Source organism: Nocardia sp. NPDC004123 (genome assembly GCF_053603795.1).
In genome coordinates, this window is record NZ_JBSGGG010000028.1 from 12,212 (window position 1) to 32,238 (window position 20,027).

The 20,027-nt window shown below is 68.6% G+C and carries 19 protein-coding genes; 8 read left to right on the forward strand and 11 right to left on the reverse strand.

Features of this window, described 5'->3' with window-relative positions; all coding sequences use genetic code 11:
* Window positions 1–49 precede the first annotated feature (49 nt).
* The 3 genes from ACWEQQ_RS34345 to ACWEQQ_RS34355 all read right to left on the reverse strand — a co-directional run bounded on the left by ACWEQQ_RS34345 (window position 50) and on the right by ACWEQQ_RS34355 (window position 3,293).
* Window positions 50–457, reverse strand: a complete 408-nt coding sequence (locus ACWEQQ_RS34345) for a hypothetical protein (protein ID WP_452340222.1) — start codon at window positions 455–457, stop codon at window positions 50–52.
* Window positions 458–656: 199 nt separating this feature from the next.
* Window positions 657–1,793: a 2Fe-2S iron-sulfur cluster-binding protein gene (locus ACWEQQ_RS34350; protein ID WP_452351134.1), complete on the reverse strand. Its 1,137-nt coding sequence runs from the start codon at window positions 1,791–1,793 to the stop codon at window positions 657–659.
* Window positions 1,794–1,805: 12 nt separating this feature from the next.
* On the reverse strand, window positions 1,806–3,293 hold the full coding sequence (locus tag ACWEQQ_RS34355) for a phytoene desaturase family protein (RefSeq protein WP_452351135.1): 1,488 nt from the start codon (window positions 3,291–3,293) through the stop codon (window positions 1,806–1,808).
* 121 nt (window positions 3,294–3,414) lie between these two features.
* On the opposite strand from ACWEQQ_RS34355, the gene ACWEQQ_RS34360 reads away from it, so the two are divergent.
* Together ACWEQQ_RS34360 and ACWEQQ_RS34365 are read left to right on the forward strand one after the other, a co-directional pair.
* On the forward strand, window positions 3,415–3,981 hold the full coding sequence (locus ACWEQQ_RS34360) for a PadR family transcriptional regulator (protein ID WP_354840223.1): 567 nt from the start codon (window positions 3,415–3,417) through the stop codon (window positions 3,979–3,981).
* A 99-nt stretch (window positions 3,982–4,080) separates the two neighbouring features.
* On the forward strand, window positions 4,081–4,707 hold the full coding sequence (locus ACWEQQ_RS34365; protein ID WP_452340219.1) for a TetR/AcrR family transcriptional regulator: 627 nt from the start codon (window positions 4,081–4,083) through the stop codon (window positions 4,705–4,707).
* 3 nt (window positions 4,708–4,710) lie between these two features.
* On the opposite strand, the gene ACWEQQ_RS34370 is transcribed toward ACWEQQ_RS34365, so the two are convergent.
* Window positions 4,711–5,643: an alpha/beta fold hydrolase gene (locus ACWEQQ_RS34370; protein WP_452351136.1), complete on the reverse strand. Its 933-nt coding sequence runs from the start codon at window positions 5,641–5,643 to the stop codon at window positions 4,711–4,713.
* Between the two features lie 139 nt (window positions 5,644–5,782).
* Between ACWEQQ_RS34370 and ACWEQQ_RS34375 the strand changes: the two genes are divergently transcribed.
* Window positions 5,783–6,607, forward strand: a complete 825-nt coding sequence (locus tag ACWEQQ_RS34375) for an SDR family oxidoreductase (protein ID WP_452351137.1) — start codon at window positions 5,783–5,785, stop codon at window positions 6,605–6,607.
* Between the two features lie 15 nt (window positions 6,608–6,622).
* Window positions 6,623–7,657 (forward strand): phosphotransferase family protein, encoded by a 1,035-nt coding sequence (locus ACWEQQ_RS34380; protein ID WP_379440513.1) that lies wholly within the window; start codon window positions 6,623–6,625, stop codon window positions 7,655–7,657.
* Between the two features lie 31 nt (window positions 7,658–7,688).
* On the opposite strand, the gene ACWEQQ_RS34385 is transcribed toward ACWEQQ_RS34380, so the two are convergent.
* Window positions 7,689–9,353, reverse strand: a complete 1,665-nt coding sequence (locus ACWEQQ_RS34385; protein WP_452340216.1) for a bifunctional 3'-5' exonuclease/DNA polymerase — start codon at window positions 9,351–9,353, stop codon at window positions 7,689–7,691.
* A 383-nt stretch (window positions 9,354–9,736) separates the two neighbouring features.
* Here ACWEQQ_RS34385 and ACWEQQ_RS34390 point away from each other — a divergent pair, with 383 nt between their 5' ends.
* On the forward strand, window positions 9,737–10,759 hold the full coding sequence (locus tag ACWEQQ_RS34390; RefSeq protein ID WP_452351138.1) for a glycoside hydrolase family 6 protein: 1,023 nt from the start codon (window positions 9,737–9,739) through the stop codon (window positions 10,757–10,759).
* 3 nt (window positions 10,760–10,762) lie between these two features.
* Here the strand turns inward: ACWEQQ_RS34390 and ACWEQQ_RS34395 are convergent, their stop codons facing one another.
* From ACWEQQ_RS34395 to ACWEQQ_RS34405, 3 genes are all read right to left on the reverse strand, one after another.
* Window positions 10,763–12,721: a galactose oxidase-like domain-containing protein gene (locus tag ACWEQQ_RS34395; RefSeq protein WP_452340214.1), complete on the reverse strand. Its 1,959-nt coding sequence runs from the start codon at window positions 12,719–12,721 to the stop codon at window positions 10,763–10,765.
* A complete protein-coding gene (locus ACWEQQ_RS34400; protein WP_452351139.1) occupies window positions 12,715–14,499 on the reverse strand; it encodes a glycosyltransferase family 2 protein in 1,785 nt (594 codons plus the stop codon). The genes ACWEQQ_RS34395 and ACWEQQ_RS34400 overlap by 7 nt, the downstream gene beginning before the upstream one ends.
* 745 nt (window positions 14,500–15,244) lie before the next feature.
* Window positions 15,245–16,123 carry an oxygenase MpaB family protein gene (locus ACWEQQ_RS34405; RefSeq protein ID WP_452351208.1) on the reverse strand — a complete coding sequence of 293 codons (879 nt, stop codon included), beginning with the start codon at window positions 16,121–16,123 and terminating at the stop codon, window positions 15,245–15,247.
* 62 nt (window positions 16,124–16,185) lie between these two features.
* Here ACWEQQ_RS34405 and ACWEQQ_RS34410 point away from each other — a divergent pair, with 62 nt between their 5' ends.
* The 3 genes from ACWEQQ_RS34410 to ACWEQQ_RS34420 all read left to right on the forward strand — a co-directional run bounded on the left by ACWEQQ_RS34410 (window position 16,186) and on the right by ACWEQQ_RS34420 (window position 17,520).
* On the forward strand, window positions 16,186–16,506 hold the full coding sequence (locus ACWEQQ_RS34410) for a hypothetical protein (RefSeq protein ID WP_452351140.1): 321 nt from the start codon (window positions 16,186–16,188) through the stop codon (window positions 16,504–16,506).
* Window positions 16,507–16,518: 12 nt separating this feature from the next.
* Complete coding sequence (locus ACWEQQ_RS34415) at window positions 16,519–16,650, forward strand: hypothetical protein (RefSeq protein ID WP_452351141.1); 132 nt, start codon at window positions 16,519–16,521, stop codon at window positions 16,648–16,650.
* Window positions 16,651–16,722: 72 nt separating this feature from the next.
* On the forward strand, window positions 16,723–17,520 hold the full coding sequence (locus tag ACWEQQ_RS34420) for an SDR family oxidoreductase (protein ID WP_452351142.1): 798 nt from the start codon (window positions 16,723–16,725) through the stop codon (window positions 17,518–17,520).
* Between the two features lie 120 nt (window positions 17,521–17,640).
* Here ACWEQQ_RS34420 and ACWEQQ_RS34425 read toward each other — a convergent pair whose 3' ends face one another.
* The 3 genes from ACWEQQ_RS34425 to ACWEQQ_RS34435 form a co-directional block, all read right to left on the reverse strand.
* Window positions 17,641–18,528, reverse strand: coding sequence for an RNA polymerase sigma-70 factor (locus ACWEQQ_RS34425; RefSeq protein WP_379385509.1), 888 nt, complete (start codon window positions 18,526–18,528; stop codon window positions 17,641–17,643).
* A 119-nt stretch (window positions 18,529–18,647) separates the two neighbouring features.
* Window positions 18,648–19,061: an SRPBCC family protein gene (locus ACWEQQ_RS34430; RefSeq protein ID WP_452340208.1), complete on the reverse strand. Its 414-nt coding sequence runs from the start codon at window positions 19,059–19,061 to the stop codon at window positions 18,648–18,650.
* Between the two features lie 21 nt (window positions 19,062–19,082).
* Window positions 19,083–19,946 (reverse strand): LysR family transcriptional regulator, encoded by an 864-nt coding sequence (locus tag ACWEQQ_RS34435; protein WP_452351143.1) that lies wholly within the window; start codon window positions 19,944–19,946, stop codon window positions 19,083–19,085.
* Window positions 19,947–20,027: the final 81 nt, after the last annotated feature.

Genomic DNA, 20,027 nt, shown 5'->3' on the forward strand with positions numbered 1-20,027 from the left:
GGGTAGGGTTCCCGGTCCGCTGGGACGGGTTGCCCCGTGGCGGGAGTCGTTATTCCGGCTGGGCCAAGGCGTTCCGGAGCCAGCTGGGCCCGGCCGTCGTCGCTCCGAGCGCCTCGACCCGAGCCCGCAAACCACGATCGGCCGTCACCACGAGCACCGAACCGGCCCGGGCCCCGGCCTTTCCGGCCTCGGCCGCGACCACTTCGACGATGGTGTCGTCCCCGGAACCGTCCGCGAGTACCACCCGCAGTTCGGCCCCCGCGCTGTCGGCAGCGGCCTTGGCGGCCCCTTCGAGCACCACGACCACGTCCGTCACCCCGGGCAGCCGCTCCCGCAGCGGACCCAGCTCCGCGAGCAACCGCCGCGCCGCCCCGGCCCGATCCCGCCACCACCCGTCCGGCCGCGAACCCACCACGTTGGCCGCGTCCACCACAACCACCAGCCCGGCATCCTCCACCGCCTCAGTCTCCACCGCTGGCGCCGAACCGCCGCGGCCAGGTGCACAGCGGCCCGTGGCCGGCGTGGGCGTTCCACGGCCCTCGTTCACCTCGGCGCCGCCGGGACGGATCCCGTGGGTATGAACCTGTTCCGGGGACGAGGCTCTCGGCCCGGTTCGCGCCGTTGCGCGCGGCCCGGGCCAAACCGGTGGGGAAGAGTCAGAGGTCGAGTTCGACGTCGGTGAGGGGATAGGCGACGCAGGAGTGGGTGTAACCGGTGGCGGGGTCGGAGAGGCGGAGTTTGGCTTCGGCGGCGGTGTGGACTTCGCCTTTCAGGACGCGGATGCGGCAGAGGCTGCATTCGCCGGAGCGGCAGGCGGCTTCGGGGCGGATGCCGTTGTCTTCGAGGGCGTCGAGGAGGGGCCGATTGCGTGGAGTGCGGAAGGTGGTGTCGCGGACGGTGACCGTGACCTCCTCGGCGGGATCGGCGGTGGTGGGCCAGTGCGGATGGGCGGTGGGGTCGGCGGGAGCGCCGTTGGCTTCGAAACGGATTCGCTTGCGGGGGTGGCCCAGGTCGTTGAGCTGCTCCAGGGCATAGGGGTAGAGAGCCTGGGGGCCGCAGACGTAGACCATGCGGTTGCCGAGGGAGCCGGTCAGGTCGGAAATGGTGTCGGCCGACAGGAATCCGGTGCGGCCCGTCCAGTCGGGGGACGGGTCGGCGATGACGTGGTCGACGGTGATGCCGGGGTGCGCGGCGAAGGTGTCGAGTTCCTCGCGGAAGAGGATGTCGGAGGCGTCCCGCGAACCGTAGATCAGATGGAATTCGCGGACCGGCCCGCGGTCGGTGAGCTCGCGGATCATGCTCATGGCCGGTGCGACGCCCGAACCGCCGGCCAGGAACACCACGCGGTCACCGTGGAAGAGCGGATTGTGGTGGAAGGTCCCCATCGGCCCGGTGGTGGTGAGCACCTGCCCCGCCTCGACGGTGTCGAGGAGGAGATTGCTGATCCGGCCGCCCGGCACCCGCCGCACCGTCAGGTCGTAGAAGCCGAGCTCCGTGGGGCTGGAGGACATCGCGAACGGACGGCTGGTGCCGTCGAAGAAGACGTTCACGTACTGTCCCGCCAGAAATGGCGGCAGCGTCGCGCCGTCGAGGCCGCGCAGCCGGAATGTCTTGGCGGACACGGTTTCTTCGAGCACGGTGTCCACCCGCAGCAGCAGTCGCTTGGGGTGATAGGCGTCCACGGTGGCGCTGGCCTCCGCGCTGTGGTCGCGGGTTTCGGGCAGGCGGGCCTCGATCTCCTCGAGAATGCTTGCCGCGCCGTCGAATCGGGTGGCGAGTGGGTGTCGTTTCACGATGTGCTCCGTTCAGGCGGCCTGGGTGCGCAGCAGGCGGCGCGCGACGCGGGCCCCGGCCTCGAGTGTGGGTTGGAATCCGCCCATGCCGGACCAGGACCCGGCGACATGCAGTCCGGGGACATGGGTTTCGCGTTCGCTGTTGCGGAACAGCCAGCCCTCGGTGGCGTCCTGGTCGTAGCCGTAGATGGACCCGCCCGGATGACCCAGATACCGCATCATGGTCAAAGGCGTTGCCACATCGACCTCTTCGATGGCGTCGCGGATACCCGGCGTCACCGCCTCGCACAGATCCAGCAGTGTCTCGGCGAAGGCGAACTTGGTGCGCGCGTACTCCGCCGGCGCCACGGTCTTCCAGATGTCGGCGTACTGCAACGTCATCAGGCTGACATGGGTGGTCCCCGCCGGTGCGAACCCGATGGGCGCGACATCGTAGGAGCTGACACAGATTCCGCGCGCCGGCTCGAACGACTTCCACGCCTGGTAGGTGCGATCGTCGTCGGTGTCCCGGTTGACGAACGTCGTGCTGGTGGTGAAGCCCAGCTCCGCGGGCGTCGCGTCCAGGCCCATGTGCAGCACGAACCCGGACACCCCGATCCGCCTGGTGGCCAGATCGTTTCGCACCGCCGCCGGCACCGCGATCCCGTCCAGCATGGCGTAGGTGGTGGGCAGCGAGGCATTCGACACCACCTCGGGCGCGGTCACCTCGGCCCCGTCCTCGAGCCGCACCCCGAGCACCCGCCCGCCCGCGGTGAGAATCGCCTCGACCCCGGTATTGAACCGCACCTGCCCGCCCGCCTGCAGGAACGAGTCGAGTATCGCCGCCGACATGGCCTGGGACCCGCCGCGCACATGCCACGGTTTGAACTCGAAGTAGGCGAACAGCGTCAGCGCCAGATCCTGGAACCGCAGCTCGGACGGCGGCTGGCCGAGATAGGTCCAGTACATGGCGAGCGCGACCTTGATCCGGTCATCGTCGAAGTATTCGTCGAGCACCTGCTGCAGCGGGCGCAGCCCGTACCGGAACAGCACCGGATCGATCTGCTCGGCGGGCATGCCGCGCATGGCCGCGATCTGCCAGAACGTCACCTGCTTGATCAGCTCGAAGAACCGCGCCACCCGATCCCGGCTGCCCGGGAACTCGGCGTCGAGGACGTCGATCGCCGCATCCCAGTCGGCCGGAATCGTCACGTCCAGCCGGCCGGGGACGACCGCCCGGTACAGATCATGCTCCTGCACGAACTCCAGCCGGTCCGCGATCCCCAGCTGCTGGAACAGCCCCTCGCGCAAGGAGATCGGCTGTCCCTCCACGCCCACCCCGGACAGCTGGTGCAGCGCCACCTCGAACTCGAATCGCCCGCGCCGGAACGAGGTTCCGCAGCCGCCGGGCACATTGTGCCGCTCCACCAGCAGCGTCCGCGCCCCTGCGCGCTGCAGTGTGGCCGCGGCGGTCAGTCCGGCATTGCCCGCGCCGATGACGATGGCGTCGTAGTCGTGCATGCCCACCTCCAATAGTCAATTAATTGAGTATATGGTTCACACCGTAGCGGCCGGAGATTGTGGTGTCTACGGGAAATTAGACAAGAAATTGAATAATCGCCGATGGTGGTAGCCTGGGCGGATGGCGCTACGCAACGCGGTTCTGGCCACCCTGCTGGAGGGGGAGGCATCGGGCTACGACCTGGCCAAGGGCTTCGACGCCTCGGTCGCCAACTTCTGGCTGGCCACCCCGCAGCAGCTCTACAAGGAGCTCGAGCGCATGGCCGCCGAGGGTCTCATCGAGACCCGTGTGGTCGAGCAGGAGCGCCGCCCCAACAAGCGCCTGCACTCCATCACCCCGGCCGGACGGGCGGCGCTGCACGCGTTCATCGCCGAGCCCTCCAAACCGACCGCCATCCGCGACGAGATGATGGTGAAGGTCCAGGCCATGGAGGCCGAGGACGCCCCCGCGGTGCGGGCGGCCGTCGCCGAGAAACTGGAGTGGTCGAAGGCGAAACTGGCCCGCTACGAACGACTGCGCGGCCGCCTGCTGGACGGGCGCAGCGAGCAGGCCTACCTCGCCGAGGTCGACCGCATCGGCCCGTACCTGAGCCTGCTGCGCGGAATCGCCTTCGAGCAGGAGAACATTCGCTGGGCCGAGTTCGCGCTGCCGGTCATCGACCGGCGCATCGCCGCACACTCGCGGTAACCGGTCACCCGCCGTCGGAGTCGTGCCGGTTGATACGGTGTCCGCCTGGAAAGTTGTCCGCGAAACGACAGGTAGTGATCAGCGTTGGCGTCCGAATCGATGACAGGCGAGGGTGAATCCCGCCGTACCGCCCCGCCCACCCGGCGCGGTCAGCGCACGCGCGGCGCCCTCATCGCCGCCGCGCGCGAGGTCTTCGAACGCGACGGCTACCTCGACGCCAAGATCGCCGACATCTCCAAGACCGCCGGCATGGCGTCGGGCTCCTTCTACACCTATTTCGACAGCAAGGACGAGATCTTCGCGGCCCTGGTCGAACAGGTCTCGGAGGAGATGCTGCACCCGCACGTGCGCGAGCGCAGCGGGATCACCGACACCCGGGCGCTCATCGAGGCCGCCAATCGCGACTACCTGCTGTCCTACAAACGCAATGCCCGGCTGATGGCGCTGTTCGAGCAGGTCGCCCACATCGACGAGAACTTCCGCCGTCTGCGCGTCGAGCGCGGCAAGGCGTTCGCGCAGCGCAATGCCCGGATGATCCGCGGGCTGCAGGAGTCCGGGCAGGCCAGCGCCGACCTGGATCCGATGATCACCGCGCACGCGCTCTCGGCCATGGTGAGCCGCATGGCGTACATGGTTTACGTTCAGAAGCAACGGATTCCGTTCGAGAAGCTGGTGACGACGCTGACCCAGCTGTGGGTGAACGCGCTGCAGTTGCAGACCGAGTAGCGCTCAGCCGAGCCCGCGTGCGAAGTCGATCAGCGCGGCATTGACCTCGACGGGCCGTTCCTGCTGAATCCAGTGCCCCGCGCCGTCGAGGACGATCGTGCCGCGCAGATCGCTGAGCAGCGCCGACATCTTCTGCATGGGTGTGAACCGGATGACCGGATCGGTGGATCCGGCGAGGAACAGCGACGGCTGGGCGATCTTCACGCCCTCCAGATGTGCGGTCCGCTCCCAGGTGCGGTCCAGATTGCGGTAGTAGTTGAGCCCGCCGGTGAACCCGGTGGCGGTGAAAGTCTCGACGTAGTACTCGAATTCGGGTTCGCTGAGCCACTCCGGCAGCGGCGGCTCGGGGGTGCCGGTGTCCAGGAACGTGGCGGCGCTCATGATGTCGTCCTGCAGCAGCGTGCGGCGCGGGTCCGCGGCCAGCACCGCGTCGGCGACCCCGGGTTCCTGGAACCACACCATGTAGAAATCCGCCCCCAGCCGCGCGCGCATGATCGACAGCGGCGGCCCGGACGACCGCGGGGTCGCGGGGACGCTCAGCCCCGCCACCGCGCGCACCCGCTCCGGATACTCCCGGGCCATGTGCCATACCACCGACGCGCCCCAGTCGTGGCCGACGAAGATGGCGTCCTCCAGCTCATAGGCGTCGAGCAGCCCGGCCAGATCCCCGCATACCGTGAGCATGTCGTACTCCTCGACCCGCTCGGGCCGCGAGCTGCCGCCGTAGCCGCGCATATCCGGGGTGAGTGTCCGGAACCCGGCCTCGGCCAGCGCGAAAACCTGATGCCGCCACGAGAATCCGAGCTCGGGGAACCCGTGGCAGAACACCACCGGCGCCCCCGCGCCGTGCTCGACCACCCGCAGCTCGATGCCATTGGCCGCCACCTGGGCGCTGCCCAGCCGTTTCCACTCGTCCACCAGATGTGCTGTCCGCATCGGTTGTTCACCTCTCGCCGCCGGGCCGGTTGACGCCGGACGGGTCATGAACTTGAATCCGACGTAGGTTTCATATTCCATCAGCCGGCGCCTCCGATCCACCCGGGTCGGGTGCCGGCACGGGCCGTAGGGAGCACACGTGCAGGTCGCGGGTAGGAACGCCATTGTCACCGGAGGCGGTGGCGGCATCGGCGGGGCCATCGCCGCCCGGCTGGCGCGGGCCGGGGCGCGGGTCGTCGTCGCCGACCTGAACGGCGAGGCCGCCGCGGCGGTCGCGGCGACGCTGAACGCGGAGTTCCCGGGCGCGGCCGTGGCGGTCGGGGCCGATGTATCCGACACCGCCCGCATCGAGGAGCTCATCGCCCGCGCCGAGGCCGAATTCGGGCCGGTCGACCTGTATTTCGCCAATGCGGGCGTGATCGGGCCGGTCGGGCTCGGCGACGAGAAGGATTGGGAGACCACCCTCGACGTCAACCTCAATGCCCACATCCGCGCGGCGCGGCTGCTGGTCCCCGGCTGGGTGGAACGCGGCGAGGGCTACTTCGTCAGCACGGCGTCGGCGGCGGGCCTGCTGACCCAGATCGGCTCGGCCGCATACGCGGTCACCAAGCACGCGGCCGTGGGGTTCGCCGAATGGCTGTCGGTCACCTACGGCGACCAGGGCGTCCGGGTCAGCTGCCTGTGCCCGATGGGCGTGGAGACGCCGCTGCTGCGGGCGGGCGAGAACTCCGGGGACGCCATCGGCATGGCCGCCACCCGGGCGGTCACCTCGGCCGGTGCGGTGCTGACCCCCGATGCGGTGGCCGAGCTGGTCATGGCCGCGCTGGACGACGAGCGGTTCCTCATCCTGCCCCACCCGGAGGTGCTCGACATGTACCGTCGCAAGGGCGCGGATTACGACCGCTGGCTGTCGGGCATGCGGCACTATCAGGCGCGGCTGCTGGACAGCGGCGACGGCCACTGAGCATCGGGGAGACACATGAGCGACGATCAGCGGCCCGGCGAACTACCCGGCCTGGATCTCGAGCGACTCGCGGTGTGGCTGGCCGACACTCGGCCGGGCCTGGTGACCGGTCCGCTGCGCGGCCGGTTGATCGCGGGCGGGAAGTCCAATCTCACCTATGAGATCAGCGACGGCGAGTCGGCGTGGATCCTGCGGCGGCCGCCGCTGGGGCACGTGCTCGCCACCGCGCACGACATGGCCCGCGAGTACCGGGTGATCACCGCGCTCGCGGACACCGGTGTGCCGGTGCCCGCCACCTACGCACTGTGCCAGGACGACGACATCATCGGTGCGCCTTTCTATGTCATGGAACGGATCGTCGGCACGCCCTACCGGACCGCGGCCGAACTGGCGCCACTCGGCGCCGACCGGACCCGGGTCATCGCCACCGGCCTCATCGACACGCTGGCCGCCCTGCACACCGTCGACCCGGGCGCGGTCGGGCTGGCGGACTTCGGGCGGCCGGACGGATTCCTGGAGCGGCAGGTGCGGCGCTGGAAGAAGCAGCTCGACGCCTCCTACAGCCGCGACCTGCCCGCCGCCGTCGAACTGCACGATCTGCTGGCGAAGAACCTGCCCGCGCAGTCGGCAACGGGCATCGTGCACGGCGACTACCGGCTCGACAATGTGCTCGTCGACGCCGAGGACCGGGTCGCGGCCGTAATCGACTGGGAGATGGCCACACTCGGCGATCCGCTCACCGATATCGGCCTGCTGCTGGTCTATCAGCGCATGAGCGACAGCGTCATGCCCGGGGTCAGCGATGTCGCGCTCGCGCCCGGCTATCCGGTCGAATCCGAAGTGCTGGAACGCTATTCGACGGGCACCGGCCGCGATGTGTCCGAGATCGGGTTCTATATCGCGCTGGCGTCGTTCAAGCTGGCGGTGATCAGCGAGGGCATCCACTTCCGTCACATTCACGGCCAGACCGTGGGACCCGGCTTCGAGCACATGGGCGAGGCGGTCGAGCCGCTGCTGGCCGCGGGGCTGTCCGCGCTGCGCACGCCGTAGGGGCGAAACCCGCAGCGCTGCCGGGGATTTCCTATTTCGCGTCCGCGTAGCACTCCACGATCGCGGTCGTGCAGGGGAAGCGGACCGGCGTCGGGCCGAAAGCCAGCTCTCCGGCGGTGTCCGCGGCCGCGGTGATGGCCGCCGCGACGGCGGCCGCCTCTTCCTCCGGGCAGTGCACGATGACCTCGTCGTGCTGGAAGAAGACCAGCTCGGCGCGCAGTCCCGCGGTGTGCATCGCATGGCGCAGGCCCGCCAGCACCAGCAGGGTCCAGTCGGCGGCACTGCCCTGCACGACGAAGTTCCTGGTGAAGCGACCGCGAGCCCGCGCCCTCGGGGTGGAGCCGTACCCGGTGGCGGCCCCATCCTCGGTGTCCGCCTGGTCGAATGACGTCGCGGGCGGGCAGGTGCGGCCGAACCAGGTGCGCACCAGGCGGCCCTCCTCCCCGGCGGCCGCCGCGTCGTCGACATAGGCCACCGCGTCCGGATACCGGCGGCGCAGCTCGGCCATGTGGGTGAGTGCGTCGCCCGAGGTCTGGCCGTAGATCGCGCCCAGCATGGCGACCTTGGCCTGGGCGCGGTCGCCGCCGAACGCGCGGGCCGCGAGGTCGGCGTAGAGATCCTCACCCCGGCCCGCCACCTCCATCAACCCGGGATCGCGGGAGATGGCGGCGAGCACGCGCGGCTCCATCTGATCGGCGTCGGCGACCACCAGCCGCCAGCCCGGATCGGCGCGGATCGCGCGGCGCACCACCTTCGGAATCTGGAGTGCGCCACCGCCATTGGTGGTCCAGCGGCCGGTCACCGTGCCGCCCGGCAGGTACTCGGGACGGAAGCGGCCGTCGTGCACCCACTGGTCGATCCAGGACCAGCCGTGCGCGGTGTACAGGCGGTAGAGCGACTTGTAGGCCAGCAGCGGCGCGACCGCCGGGTGGTCGATCTCCCGGAGCTCCCATTTTCTGGTGGAGGACAACGAGATTCCCGCCCGTTGGAACGCTCGGATGATGTCCTGTGGCAGGTCCGGGCGGACCCGCGCCCCGCCGAAGGCCCGCGATACCTCCTCGGCCAGCTCCGCCATGCGCCGTGGTTCCGCGGTGCCGGAAATGCGTTCTCCGAGCATGGAATCGAGCAGTTCGCGGTGCAGGTCGGCGCGCCAAGGGATCCCGGCCCGCGACATCTCGGTGGCCACCAGCAGGCCCGCCGACTCGGCGGTGAGCAGCAGGTGCATGCGGTGCGGGTATTCCGCCGCGGCCGTGCGGGCGATCTGTCCCGCGTACACCTCCAGCAGTGCGGTGAACTCGTCGGTCCCGGATGGCAGTGGTACCGGGCCGGATTCGAACAGGGTCGGCTGGGTGTCGGCGGCCCGCGCGGGCGCGTCCTCCGGCACGGGGAGCCGATGCAGCCGGGCCCAGGCCGCCGCCAGCGAACGGGCCTGCCCGGACTGGCCCTCCTCGTGCCCGATCAACAGCGACTCGGCCGCCTCCACGTCGTAGCAGCGATCCACCCGCACGCCCGCCTCGAGCAGCCGCCGATAGGTTCCGGCGGTCGAGCGCCACACCCACCGCTCGGCCTCCGGACGCGAGCGCACGGCCTCGGCCAGCGAGGACTCCTCGACCACCGGACCCGCGGGCCGACCGGCCCGATCCAGCGGGCACACCCGTGCCCCGCCGTCACCCGTCTCCGCCACCGCCCATCGCATACCGATGAGTCTCGCAGTGGGCACAGACAAGTGAGTCTGGCAGTTGGCACAGCATGGCAGGCGAGCGGCCGGCCGCTTCCGGCGCTGGTTCCCCGGCGGTCGGTGAAGCGATCCGATATGACGCACTGCTCGTCCTTGTCGGCGAAATTGGAGTAGGACGTGCCTTTGGTCGGTCCGGCGCTGGTGCAGGTCTCCGGGATGGACGTGGCCTCGAGCCCTGCCCGGCGAGCGAACAGGTGCGGGGCGGCGTCCAGCAGTGTGGTCAGGGTGATGGCCTGTGGTCCGGTTGGTCGGGAAGCAGGTGAGGTGATCGGTAACTGGGCTGCGCCGCAGGGGAATCGGTCGAGTGCCCGGTCGCGTGGGCCTACCGGCATACTGTCTGCATGCGGCGACAGCGGACGGGGCGATATCGGTCGCGCTCGCTCCGAGCGGGGATGCTGTGCGCGGTGCTGGTGCAGCTCTTCGTGACGGGGTGCGGCCGGGACACTGCCGAGCCCGCGGTGGTGGTGCCCGAGCGGAACGCTCCCGCCAGTGGGGAGTATCTGCTCGAGTCCAGCGACAAGTACTACGCGGATCTGCAGGCCACGCTGCCTGCGGTGAGCGATCCGCGAGTGCGGGCGAATCTCGAGCGGCTGATCCGGACGCCCGTCGCGGAATGGCTGCCGCACGATCTGGATGTGACGGCGGGGACGATTCGGCGGGACATCGCGCGGGGGCAGGCGAGCGATTCCATCCCGATGTTCGTCGCCTACAACATTCCGGGGCGTGACCTGCACGGCGAATCCGGCGGGGGACAGGCCGGGGCGGACTCGTACCAGCAGTGGATAGCCGGTGTCAGCGAGGCGATCGGAACGAATCCGGCGATCGTGATCCTCGAACCGGACGCGCTGGCCCACGCCACGGAGATGAACGACGCCGATCGCGCGGCCCGTTTGTCACTGCTCGGATTCGCGTATGCCGAACTGCTCCAGCATAATCCGGCCACCGCGGTGTACCTCGATGTCGGCAACAGCACCTGGGTGGATCCCGTGCGGGTGGCGGATCTGCTGCGCGCCATCAGTCCCGGACAGCCCGTCGCCGGAATCTCGCTCAATGTGGCCAACCGGCGGCCGGAGGCCGAGATCCGGTCCTACGCGACGCGCATCGAGCAGGCCTACGGGCATCAGCTGTTCGTCATGATCGACAGCTCGGTCAACGGCGCGCCGAACACCGCCGACCTGGTCGAGTGGTGTAATCCGCAGGGGCAGCGGGTCGGAACGCTGCCGAGTACCCGCTTCGACCGGGACCTGATGATCGAGCACGCGTTCATCAAGACGCCGGGGCAATCCGACGGCCGTTGCGGTACCAGCGGGGCCCCGGCGGGCGAATTCGACCGGCAGTTGCTGCTCGATCAGCTGTCCTGGTGATCTTCAGCCCAGGTGCACCCATTTCGCCATGCTGGGCACGCCGGCGGAGTTCAGTGCGAAGAGCATGTAATAACCGGACGGGGCAATGGCCGGGTTGTCCGGAATGCTCACGGAGACACCGGAATCCGTGTGGGTCATCGGCAGGTCGACCACCCGCTCATTGGTGTCGGTGACATGCGTGATCGCCGCCGGGGCGAGCAGCCGCACGAACTTGATGTCTGCCGCGGCCGGGACCTCGGCCTGGCTGCTGCCGACGGTGTACTCGAAGGTCGCGCCGCGCCGGATCTGGTCGGGCCCGCCGGTGATCACCGGTCGCGCGACCGCCCCGCCGTCGGGCCGGTACAGGTATGGGGGCGTATAGATTTCGATGCGGCGCTCGAACTTGCCGGGCAGGGTGTTCGCCTTGTCGGCGAACAGCGGATTCGAGCCGTCGGTCATGATCTGGCCCGATGGCAGCAGCACCGCCGTGGAGTGGTAGTCGCGGCCCACGGTCGGATCGGCCATCGGATGCAGGACGCCCTGCTGATCGAGCAGAAAGGCGGCCAGGATGTCGCTGGCCCCGCGGCCGCGATAGTCGTTGGCGCCATTGGTGATGAACACGTCCCCGCTGGGCAGCGGCACCAGATTCGGGTAGCGGGTGCCCTGGGGCAGCACGGTCAGCGGCGTGAACCTGGGCTGCGCGTCGTTCAGGTCGACGATGTCGATGCGTCCGGTGGACAGCGCCGAATCGCCCACGCCGCCACCGCCGACCACGAGCAGCCGTTGCTGCTGCACCGGGCCCAGCCAGGTCGAGGAGCCGGTCTCGAGCATGTTCGGGTCACGCAGGCCGGGCACGAGCTGGAACGAATTGTCGGTCAGGTTCCAGATTCCCGGATCGCGGTGCTCCTCGGCGGGGCCCCAGCCGGTACTGGGGCCGCTGAAGAACAGGCGGCCGGGAGTGGCGGTCTGGAAGACCGCCGGATAGGTGGGGAAGATGCGGCGCAGGTCGTCGCGCTCGGTCCAGGCGCCGGTCGCGGGATCGTAGATCTCGGTCTGCCCGTCCAGGATTCGGCCCGAGCCGTCCAGCCCGGACATGACCATCACCTTGCCGTCGGGTAGCCGGGTCAGGGTCGGATACCAACGGGCGTAACCCATACTGCCGACAGCGGTATAGGTCTCGGTCCACGGGTTGAAGACGTACGCCGCGTCGATGCCCTGGTATTCCTTCTTCTTCAGGGCCATCTCGGGAGCGAAGCCGTACAGGTTCTGCTGCTGGGCGTAGGTCAGGCCGCCGATGGTGTAGTGGTCGTTGTGATCCCAGACGCCGTCGGCGCCCGGCGCGTCGGCGGCGACGTAGACATTGCGGTCGGTCGCGGAGACCTTGTAGGTGACCGGATCCTTGGCGGCGGGCGGGACGGTGATATCGCGATCGGAGCGGTAGACCTTGCCGCTGTCCTTGCCCGTGAACGTCGTTCCCTTGGGGACGAATCCCGGATGGTCGGGATCCTCGTTGCGGATCGTCATGTATCCGCCCGCGTGCGTGAGGTTCTCGGGCAGCACCTCGTAGCTGCCGGTGCCGCCCGCGATCAGCACCGTGCCGTCGGCCAGGTAGGCGTGATCGGAGCAGAACAGGTCGGTGGGGGTGTCGATGCGCTTGGCGGTGTGGGTCTCCGGGTCGAAGATCAGCGAGTTGTAGACGCCCTTGTCGGAATTGTGGTGGTCGTTGCCGCTGCCGGCGATGAGCAGCACCTTGCCGGTGGGCAGCACGATCGAGTGAATGATATTGGCGTCGACGTCCTTCGGCAGCGTGACGACCTCCCACTTGCCGAACTGCGCCTTGTAGGTATCGGAATTGATCAGCCGATTGTGCTGGAAACGGTGGTAGAGCGCCGCCACCGTGGCGGTGGTGGCGATGGCGAGGGTGCCGACCACCACGGCGGTGACCACCCAGCGGACGAACCGGGTCGGTGTCTTCTTCAGCACGCCCGCTCCTCCTCCGCGATCTCGACGAGCTCGAATTCGGTGGTGTCAGCGGGTCTCCGGCCTGCGGACCAGGCCAGCCAGAGCGGGTTCAGCTGCCACACCAGCATGGGTGCGGCCGAGATCAGTGCGCCGAACAGTGGCCACATCATGGTGGCGGGGGCCGCGTAGCCGCGCACGGTGGTGAGGACCGCCACGGTGACGTAGAAGACGAGCCACATGAGATTGAGCCGGAAGGTGAACCAGCTGTCGCCGCGCGACTTCGAACCCTTCGGGGTGACGTCGAAGCCGACCGGACGCCGAAGCAGGCACTTGATCAGCGAATTGGCGTACACGGGCGCGGTGATGACGCTCATGAACATGCCGTAGACGCCCCAGGAATTGGTCGTCTCGTAGGGGCTCACATTGTGCCGCCGGACCCAGGTGTACAGCGTCATCTGGCTCACCGACGCCCAGCCGTAGAACAGGAACCAGCTGCCCGGCGACACCACCGCGCCGCTCACCCCGAACCAGCTGAAGATCGCCACATTGGCCGCGCCCAGTAGCCACACCGTTCCCATGACCGGGTAGAAGGCCATGAGCAGCAGGTAGTGCACCACGCGCGCCGGGGTGCGCCACATGCCCAGCATCTGGAGGACGAACGGACCGAACAGCATGTGCTCGATGGCGCCGCGCGCCCAGCGGTTCTGCTGCTTGTAGAAGTCGCCCCAGGACGCCGGGCCCTCGCCGTGCGCCAGCAGGTCCGGGGTGTACACGCCCTTCCAGCTGTGGCCGGTGGCCGGATTGCGTTGCGGCAGAATGGCGAAACTCGTCGCCATATCCTCGGTGATGGACGGCTGGATGCCGCCGATACCGGTGAGGACGCTCATCCGGAGGGCGTAGCTGGTGCCCACCAGCATGGGTGCGCCGTGTGCGTTGGCGGCGGTTTGAATGAGGCTGTGGAAAACGAATTGCTGGCTCTCGGCCAGTTTCGCCACGACATTGTCGGTGGCATTGGCATACGCCTGCGGGCCCGCCACATACGCCACATCCGGGTCATTGAAATAACCCAGCATCCTTTCCCCGAATTCGGGCATGGGTTTGTGATCGGGGTCGATGCCCATGACCACGTCGTAGCGCGGGAGATCGGGGTCCGCGCGGATCATGTCGAGGCCGGCATTGATATTGCCGAATTTGGTGCGGGTCTCGAACGGGCCCTTCTTCTGGTGGTATTCGGGTTTGCCGCCGCGGGTCACATAGCGCACCCGATTGCCGTGTCGGCGATCCACCTCGGCCACCAGCTCGCGCACCCGGCCCGGCTGGTCCGGATCGCCCTCGTCCAGCACGTAGATGTCGAAGACGCCGGGGTGCCGATGCCGGATCTCCTTGGCCGCCACCAGGGTTCGCTCCAGGACGGCGATGTCCTCGCTGCGGGGGACGAAGGTGATGAGCAGGGCGACGTTCAGGCCCGGGCGGGCGCGGATCGGCACCGGTTTGCGAGCCAGCGCGGTGGTCAGCGACATGGCCATCACGAGGGCGAAGCGAATCACCTCGACGGTGACCACCAGGGTCACCATGATGATCGCGATCGTCCCGAACTGCTCGTACTTGTCGGTCGCGCCGAGACCGTTGTCGACCAGCCATAGTACGTACCCACCGCCCAGTCCGGTCGAGGCGAGCGATAGCGCCACGGTCAGCAGCCGCCGCCGGCTGCCCTCCAGATATCGGAACGACACGGTTTCGCCGACACCGTCGAGGATCTCCCCGGTGACGGTGGCCTTGGCGACCCGCGCGTCGACCAAATCCTGTGCAGTGTACGATTTTTCGGTAGTGTGCTCGGTGGGGTGTCGGCGTGGGCCGTACGCACCCGAAAAAACCACGGACAGCAACGTATTCCCCCAGGTGAAGCGGGCTCCGCAGAACTCTCGTTCAACGCCGAACGCTCACGCCAGAGATTAGCAGAGCGCGTACTCGTATGCTGATCGATCTGTCTGGGCCACAAAGGTTTCCAGGGCTATCGAACGCTTGGTATGCACGATCGGCCCCGTTGCCTGCCCCGTGCGCTGGGATATTCGGTGTCGCCCGGTGTTCTGTTTCACTCCAATCTCGGTCCGGATGAGTGCGGACCGGTCGGATTGAACTGCGGGCACAAGAGGCCGAAATGAGTTCCGGGGACGGTGATATCGCGGCGCGACGGTGTGTGGTGACCATGTTCTCGACGCGGGCTAGATCCGCGGGAATAGGCCTTCGCCAATATCTCGATGAAGTCGGAATCGTTTCGGCGGCGGGGGATTTCGTTCGACTGGAACCGCAGGCCGCGGTCGAATGGCTGGCTCGCGTCTTGGCTGGCTCGCGTCTCGCGCTCGGTGACCGAAATCGTTTCCGCGACTGCGGTATCCGGTCAACGTGGCCCTGGCCGCCCGCATAACAAGATCAGGGAGCTCTCAGCGTGGAATTTGTCCCCGCGGTGAGAACTCCCTGATCTTGAGTCCTGCTGGTGCTACTTGTCGGGGATGACGAAGACGACCAGGTGATATTGAGTGGGGGTTACGTCGTGGGGTAGGTGTGGGAGTCGGTGGTGTATTCGGCGTGGCCGTAGGTGGCGAGGCGTTTTTTGACGATGCGGGTGGTGTAGGCGTCGGCGGCTCGGCGGAGGGTGGGGCGGGTGGTGAGGGCGGACATGAGGAGGAAGCGGAGGGTGATGAAGGGGGCGGTCAGGGCTACTCGGGCGATGTCGGCGGGGGTGAGGGTGACGCTCATGGCGGCGGCGGCTTTGCGGTCGCCGCCGCGGAAGGCGACGAAGAAGACTCGGCTCCAGCTCTTTTCGACGGCGTCGGCGGCGCGGTCGTAGCCGGAGGTGCCGGGGCGCAGGTAGGCGGCCATGGTGGAGCGGACCAGTTCGCCGCAGGTGGCGTCGTCGAAATCGTCGCGCAGGACGGCGGCGCGGGCGTGGAAGACTTCGCGGATACCCTCGGCGGTGGTGGGGAGCAGCTCCTCGGGCAGGCCGAGCAGGAAACAGCGGTAGCGGGTGAACTCCAGGATCGCGCGTTCGCGGGCATCGAAGTCGGTGCGGCCGCGGCGGGCGGCCAGCATGGTGAGCAGGTAGATGTTGATCAGGCCCGCGGGCATCTGGTCGACCTGCGGCACCGGGACGCCGTACACGCCGGCATCCCACTGCTCGGTGCGCTGGAGGGCGTGGTAGCGCACCATCGAATGCATCAGCCGCACCATGGCCGCGGCCTCGAAGCCCTCGCCGAAACGTCCCAGCGCGCCCGGAAGTGTCGTCACCGCAAAGAAATTCGAGGTTTCGTTGACCCGTCGCGCGGCGCGGCGGCCCGACAGCGCTCCGGTGAGCGTCATGGGCAGGGCCGCGTAGGTGTTGAGGAAGGTGGCCAGGAAGGCGCCGCGGGTCAGGAAGGGCGACAGGAACGCCCTTCCACGCCGCCACCCCGAATCGGATCGCCGAGGCCGCCGGAATCACGCGGCCCGTGCTGTACCAGCAGTTCGGCGACCTGGCCGGACTGTTCGTCGCCCTCATCGACCGGGAGGCCGGGCGCGCGGCGAGCCAGTTCGTCGAGATGGTCGTCGAGGCCGGGGAGTCGCAGGACACCGACCCCTTCGTGCGTGCCTTCTCCGGTGCGATCCGCGCGATCGACTCCCATCCCGCGACCTGGCGGCTGTTCCTGTTCCCGCCCGAGGGCGCGCCACCGGTGCTGTACCAGCGGCTGGCCCGATCGCAGGAGACTGTGCGGGGATTCCTGGAACAGGAACTGGTGGAAGCCTTTCCCGATCTTCCCGATCCGGAGTAGTCCGCCCGGATCGTGCACGCGGCGGGCCGGGAGCTGCTGCAGCTGCGGCTGTCCGATCCGGAACATGCCACGATCGAACGGCTCGTGGCGCTGGTGCGGCATCTGCGGGCCACCGTCCTCGCCGCGGGCAAACCCGCCGACTGACAGCGGTCGGCCGGACGAAGTCCGGGCGCCGAATGTTCCGGTGTCCGGAACATATACGGGTTGCGTGACGCGATGGTGTCGCCGAGTGGCCGCGCCGGTCGAATACGCTCGGCGTTCGTGACCACATCGAAGATCGTTCTTGTCACCGGTGCCGGGACCGGGTTGGGCCGCACCATGACCCATGCGCTGACCGCGGCCGGACATCGGGTCGTGGCGGTCGGGCGCACGGCGGCCACCCTGGACGAGGTCGTCGCCTCGGCACCCGGGCCGGGCAGCGTGACGGCCGTGCCCGCCGATGTCACCGAGCCGGCGGCGGTGGACGCGGTGTTCGCGCACATCGTGCAGCGGTGGGGGCGGCTGGATGTGCTGATCAACAATGCCGGGATCTTCGGGCCCACGCTGCCGATCGACGAGGTGCCGGTAGCGGACTGGAAACAGGTCGTCGACATCAACCTGACCGGATCGTTCCTGTGCGCGCAGGCCGCATTCCGGCTCATGCGGACGCAGACGCCGCAGGGCGGACGGATCATCAACAACGGGTCGATCTCCGCGCATACCCCGCGGCCGAATACCGTCGCCTACGCGGCCAGCAAGCACGGCATCACCGGGCTCACCAAGGCGCTGGCGCTGGAGGGCCGCGCGCACAATATCGCCGCGGGACAGATCGATATCGGCAATGCCGCAACCGAACTCACGGCCGGGATCGCGGCGGGGTCGCTGCAGGCGGACGGGAGCATCCGTCCGGAGCCGACGATCGATGCCTCGCACGTGGCCCGGCTGGTGGTCCAGACCGTCGAGCTGCCGCTCGAGGTGAACGTGCCGTTCCTGACCGTGATGGCGACGGGCATGCCCTACATCGGGCGCGGCTGACCGTCGGCGGCGCGTGGCATCACAAGGCGTGCAACAGCATTCGGAGACCCGCTCGTGCGGCGCGGCCACCCCGTGCGCACCCACCTGACGTACCTGAACGGCCCTGCCGCGTAGCCGGATTCACCGGCTCAGGCTGGTCTCCTGCGTCATGCGCGAGAGTTTCTCCGGGTTGCGCACCGAGTAGAACCCGGTGATGAGACCGTTGTCGATGCGGATCGCCAGGACGGTGTCCACCTCGTCGTCGACCCGGAAGACCAGTGCCGGATGACCGTTGACCATGGCCGGCTCGATCTTCATACCCGCGGCGACGGTCCTCCAGCCCACGCTGAACAGCCGCGCCACGTGATCCGCGCCCGTAATCGGCCGCGGCAGTGCCTGTTTGATCCCGCCGCCGTCACCCAGCGCGACCACGTCGGGGGCCAGCAGATCGAGCAACCCCTGCAGGTCGCCGGTATTGAGCGCGCGCTGGAAGGCTTCGAGCACATCGCGGGTCTCGGCCGCGGACACCGCCTCGCGCGGACGCCGCGACGCGACATGCGAGCGGGCGCGATGGGCGATCTGGCGTACCGCGGCCGAGGTCTTGTCGACGGCCTCGGCGATCTCGTCGTAGGGCAGGTCGAACACCTCGCGCAGCACGAACACCGCCCGCTCGGTCGGCGTGAGCGTCTCGAGCACCAGCAGCATGGCCATCGAAACACTCTCGGCCAGCTCGACATCCTCGGCCACATCGGGCGCGGTCAGCAGCGGCTCCGGCAGCCACTGACCGACATAGGACTCCTTGCGGCGGCCCAGCGTGCGCAGCCGCACCAGCGCCTGCCGCGTCGTGATCCGCACCAGATAGGCGCGCTGATCCAGCACGGTGTCCAGGTCGACGCCGGTCCAGCGCAGCCAGGTCTCCTGCAGCACGTCCTCGGCGTCGGCCGCCGAGCCGAGCATCTCGTAGGCAACGGTGAACAGCAGATTCCGATGCGCGACGAACGCCTCGGTCGCGGCCGTGGTCCCGGTCATGGGTGGCTCCTGTCCTCACTCTCGACCCGTGTCAGTCCACAAGACACCGGGCGCGGGCGATCTGTGACACCGCGACCCTAATTGATCTTGGATTGCCCGGTGAGCGGTCCCGGAACGCGTCACCTGGGTTCGGCGGAGGCTTCGATGGCCTGCTTCATCTCGGCGATGCCGTACTGCGTGCGAATCCGTACCTCGGGGGCGGCGGAATCGGGGAGCAGATCGGTGGTCCAGATCAGGCGCGCGTGGTCGGCGTGGGCGCGGACTTCGAAGCAGGCATGGTGGTAGTCCAGCCGGGGGCGGGCGCCCTCGGCTACAGAGTAGACCAGCCGACGGGTGTCGTCGTCGACGCTGATGATGAGTTCCCGGATGACGTGACCGTCGGGGAAGGTGAGGAACCGGTGGACACCTTCGATCCGGGTGCCGGCCACCCGCCCGGGGAGCAGGCGTTCGTGGACGGCGCCGATATCGCGGATCACCTCCCAAACATGGTGCGGCAAGGCGTTGATCGCGATCTCGTGGCGGATGGAGGCCATGGTCGGGTGGGTTCCTTTCGGCTACTTCATGAACGATTCCGCGGCGGCGGCGAACGCGCGGACGCGGGCGGTGTCGCGGCCCGCGGGCCATATCAGGCCCCACGTCACCGTCGGCGCGTCACGCAGCGGCACGTAGGTGACATCGGGGCGCGCGTGATAGCGCAGGGCGTGGGCGCCGAGGGCCAGCACGCCCTGTCCGGTTCCGGCCAGCGTCAACGCTTCCTGCATCGTGGCCGTGACCGGGCCGGATTGTGCTGTGGCCGTGGGGATTTCCGCCCCCGCGAGCCGGATGACCGTGACCTTGTCGAGTTCGCTGACCGGTATCGAGGTTCGGCCGGCCCACGGGTGGGACGCGGCGACGGCGAGGACGCGGGCCTCGCTGATCAGCACCGGTCCCCGTTCGAGGTCCGGTGCCGGCTCGTCCGGAAACGCGCACAGCGCCAGATCGATGTCCCCGGCGCGCAGCCGGTCCGGGATCTCGGCGGGCTGCGCCTCTCGTATCCGCACCTCGCAGTCGGGAATTCGGCGCTGGAACTCGGCGGTGGCGCCGACCAGCAACTGGGCGGCGGCCGGGCCGACGAAGCCGACCCGGAGCACGCCGGTCAGGCCGCGCCCGGCGTCGATGGCGTGCCGCACCGCGGTGGCGACGTCCTCCCATGCCGGGCGCAGCTCCCGCACCAATTGCCTTCCCACCGGCGTGAGTTCGACGCGTCGGCTGGTCCGGTCGAACAGTGGCACACCGACGCGGCGCTCCAATTTGCTCACGGTCTGGCTCACCCGGGCGGTCGAGACGCGCAGCCGCTCGGCCGTCCGGCCGAAATGCAGTTCCTCGGCCAGCGCCAGCAGGGTCTCCACCTCGTACCGCTCGATCACCGGCCATCCCATCGTTAAGTCCTGCCTAACGATCCTTGTCGAAAGCGGCATTGTTCGCCAATTGCACTGGCAGCAGAGTGAAACCAACAGATC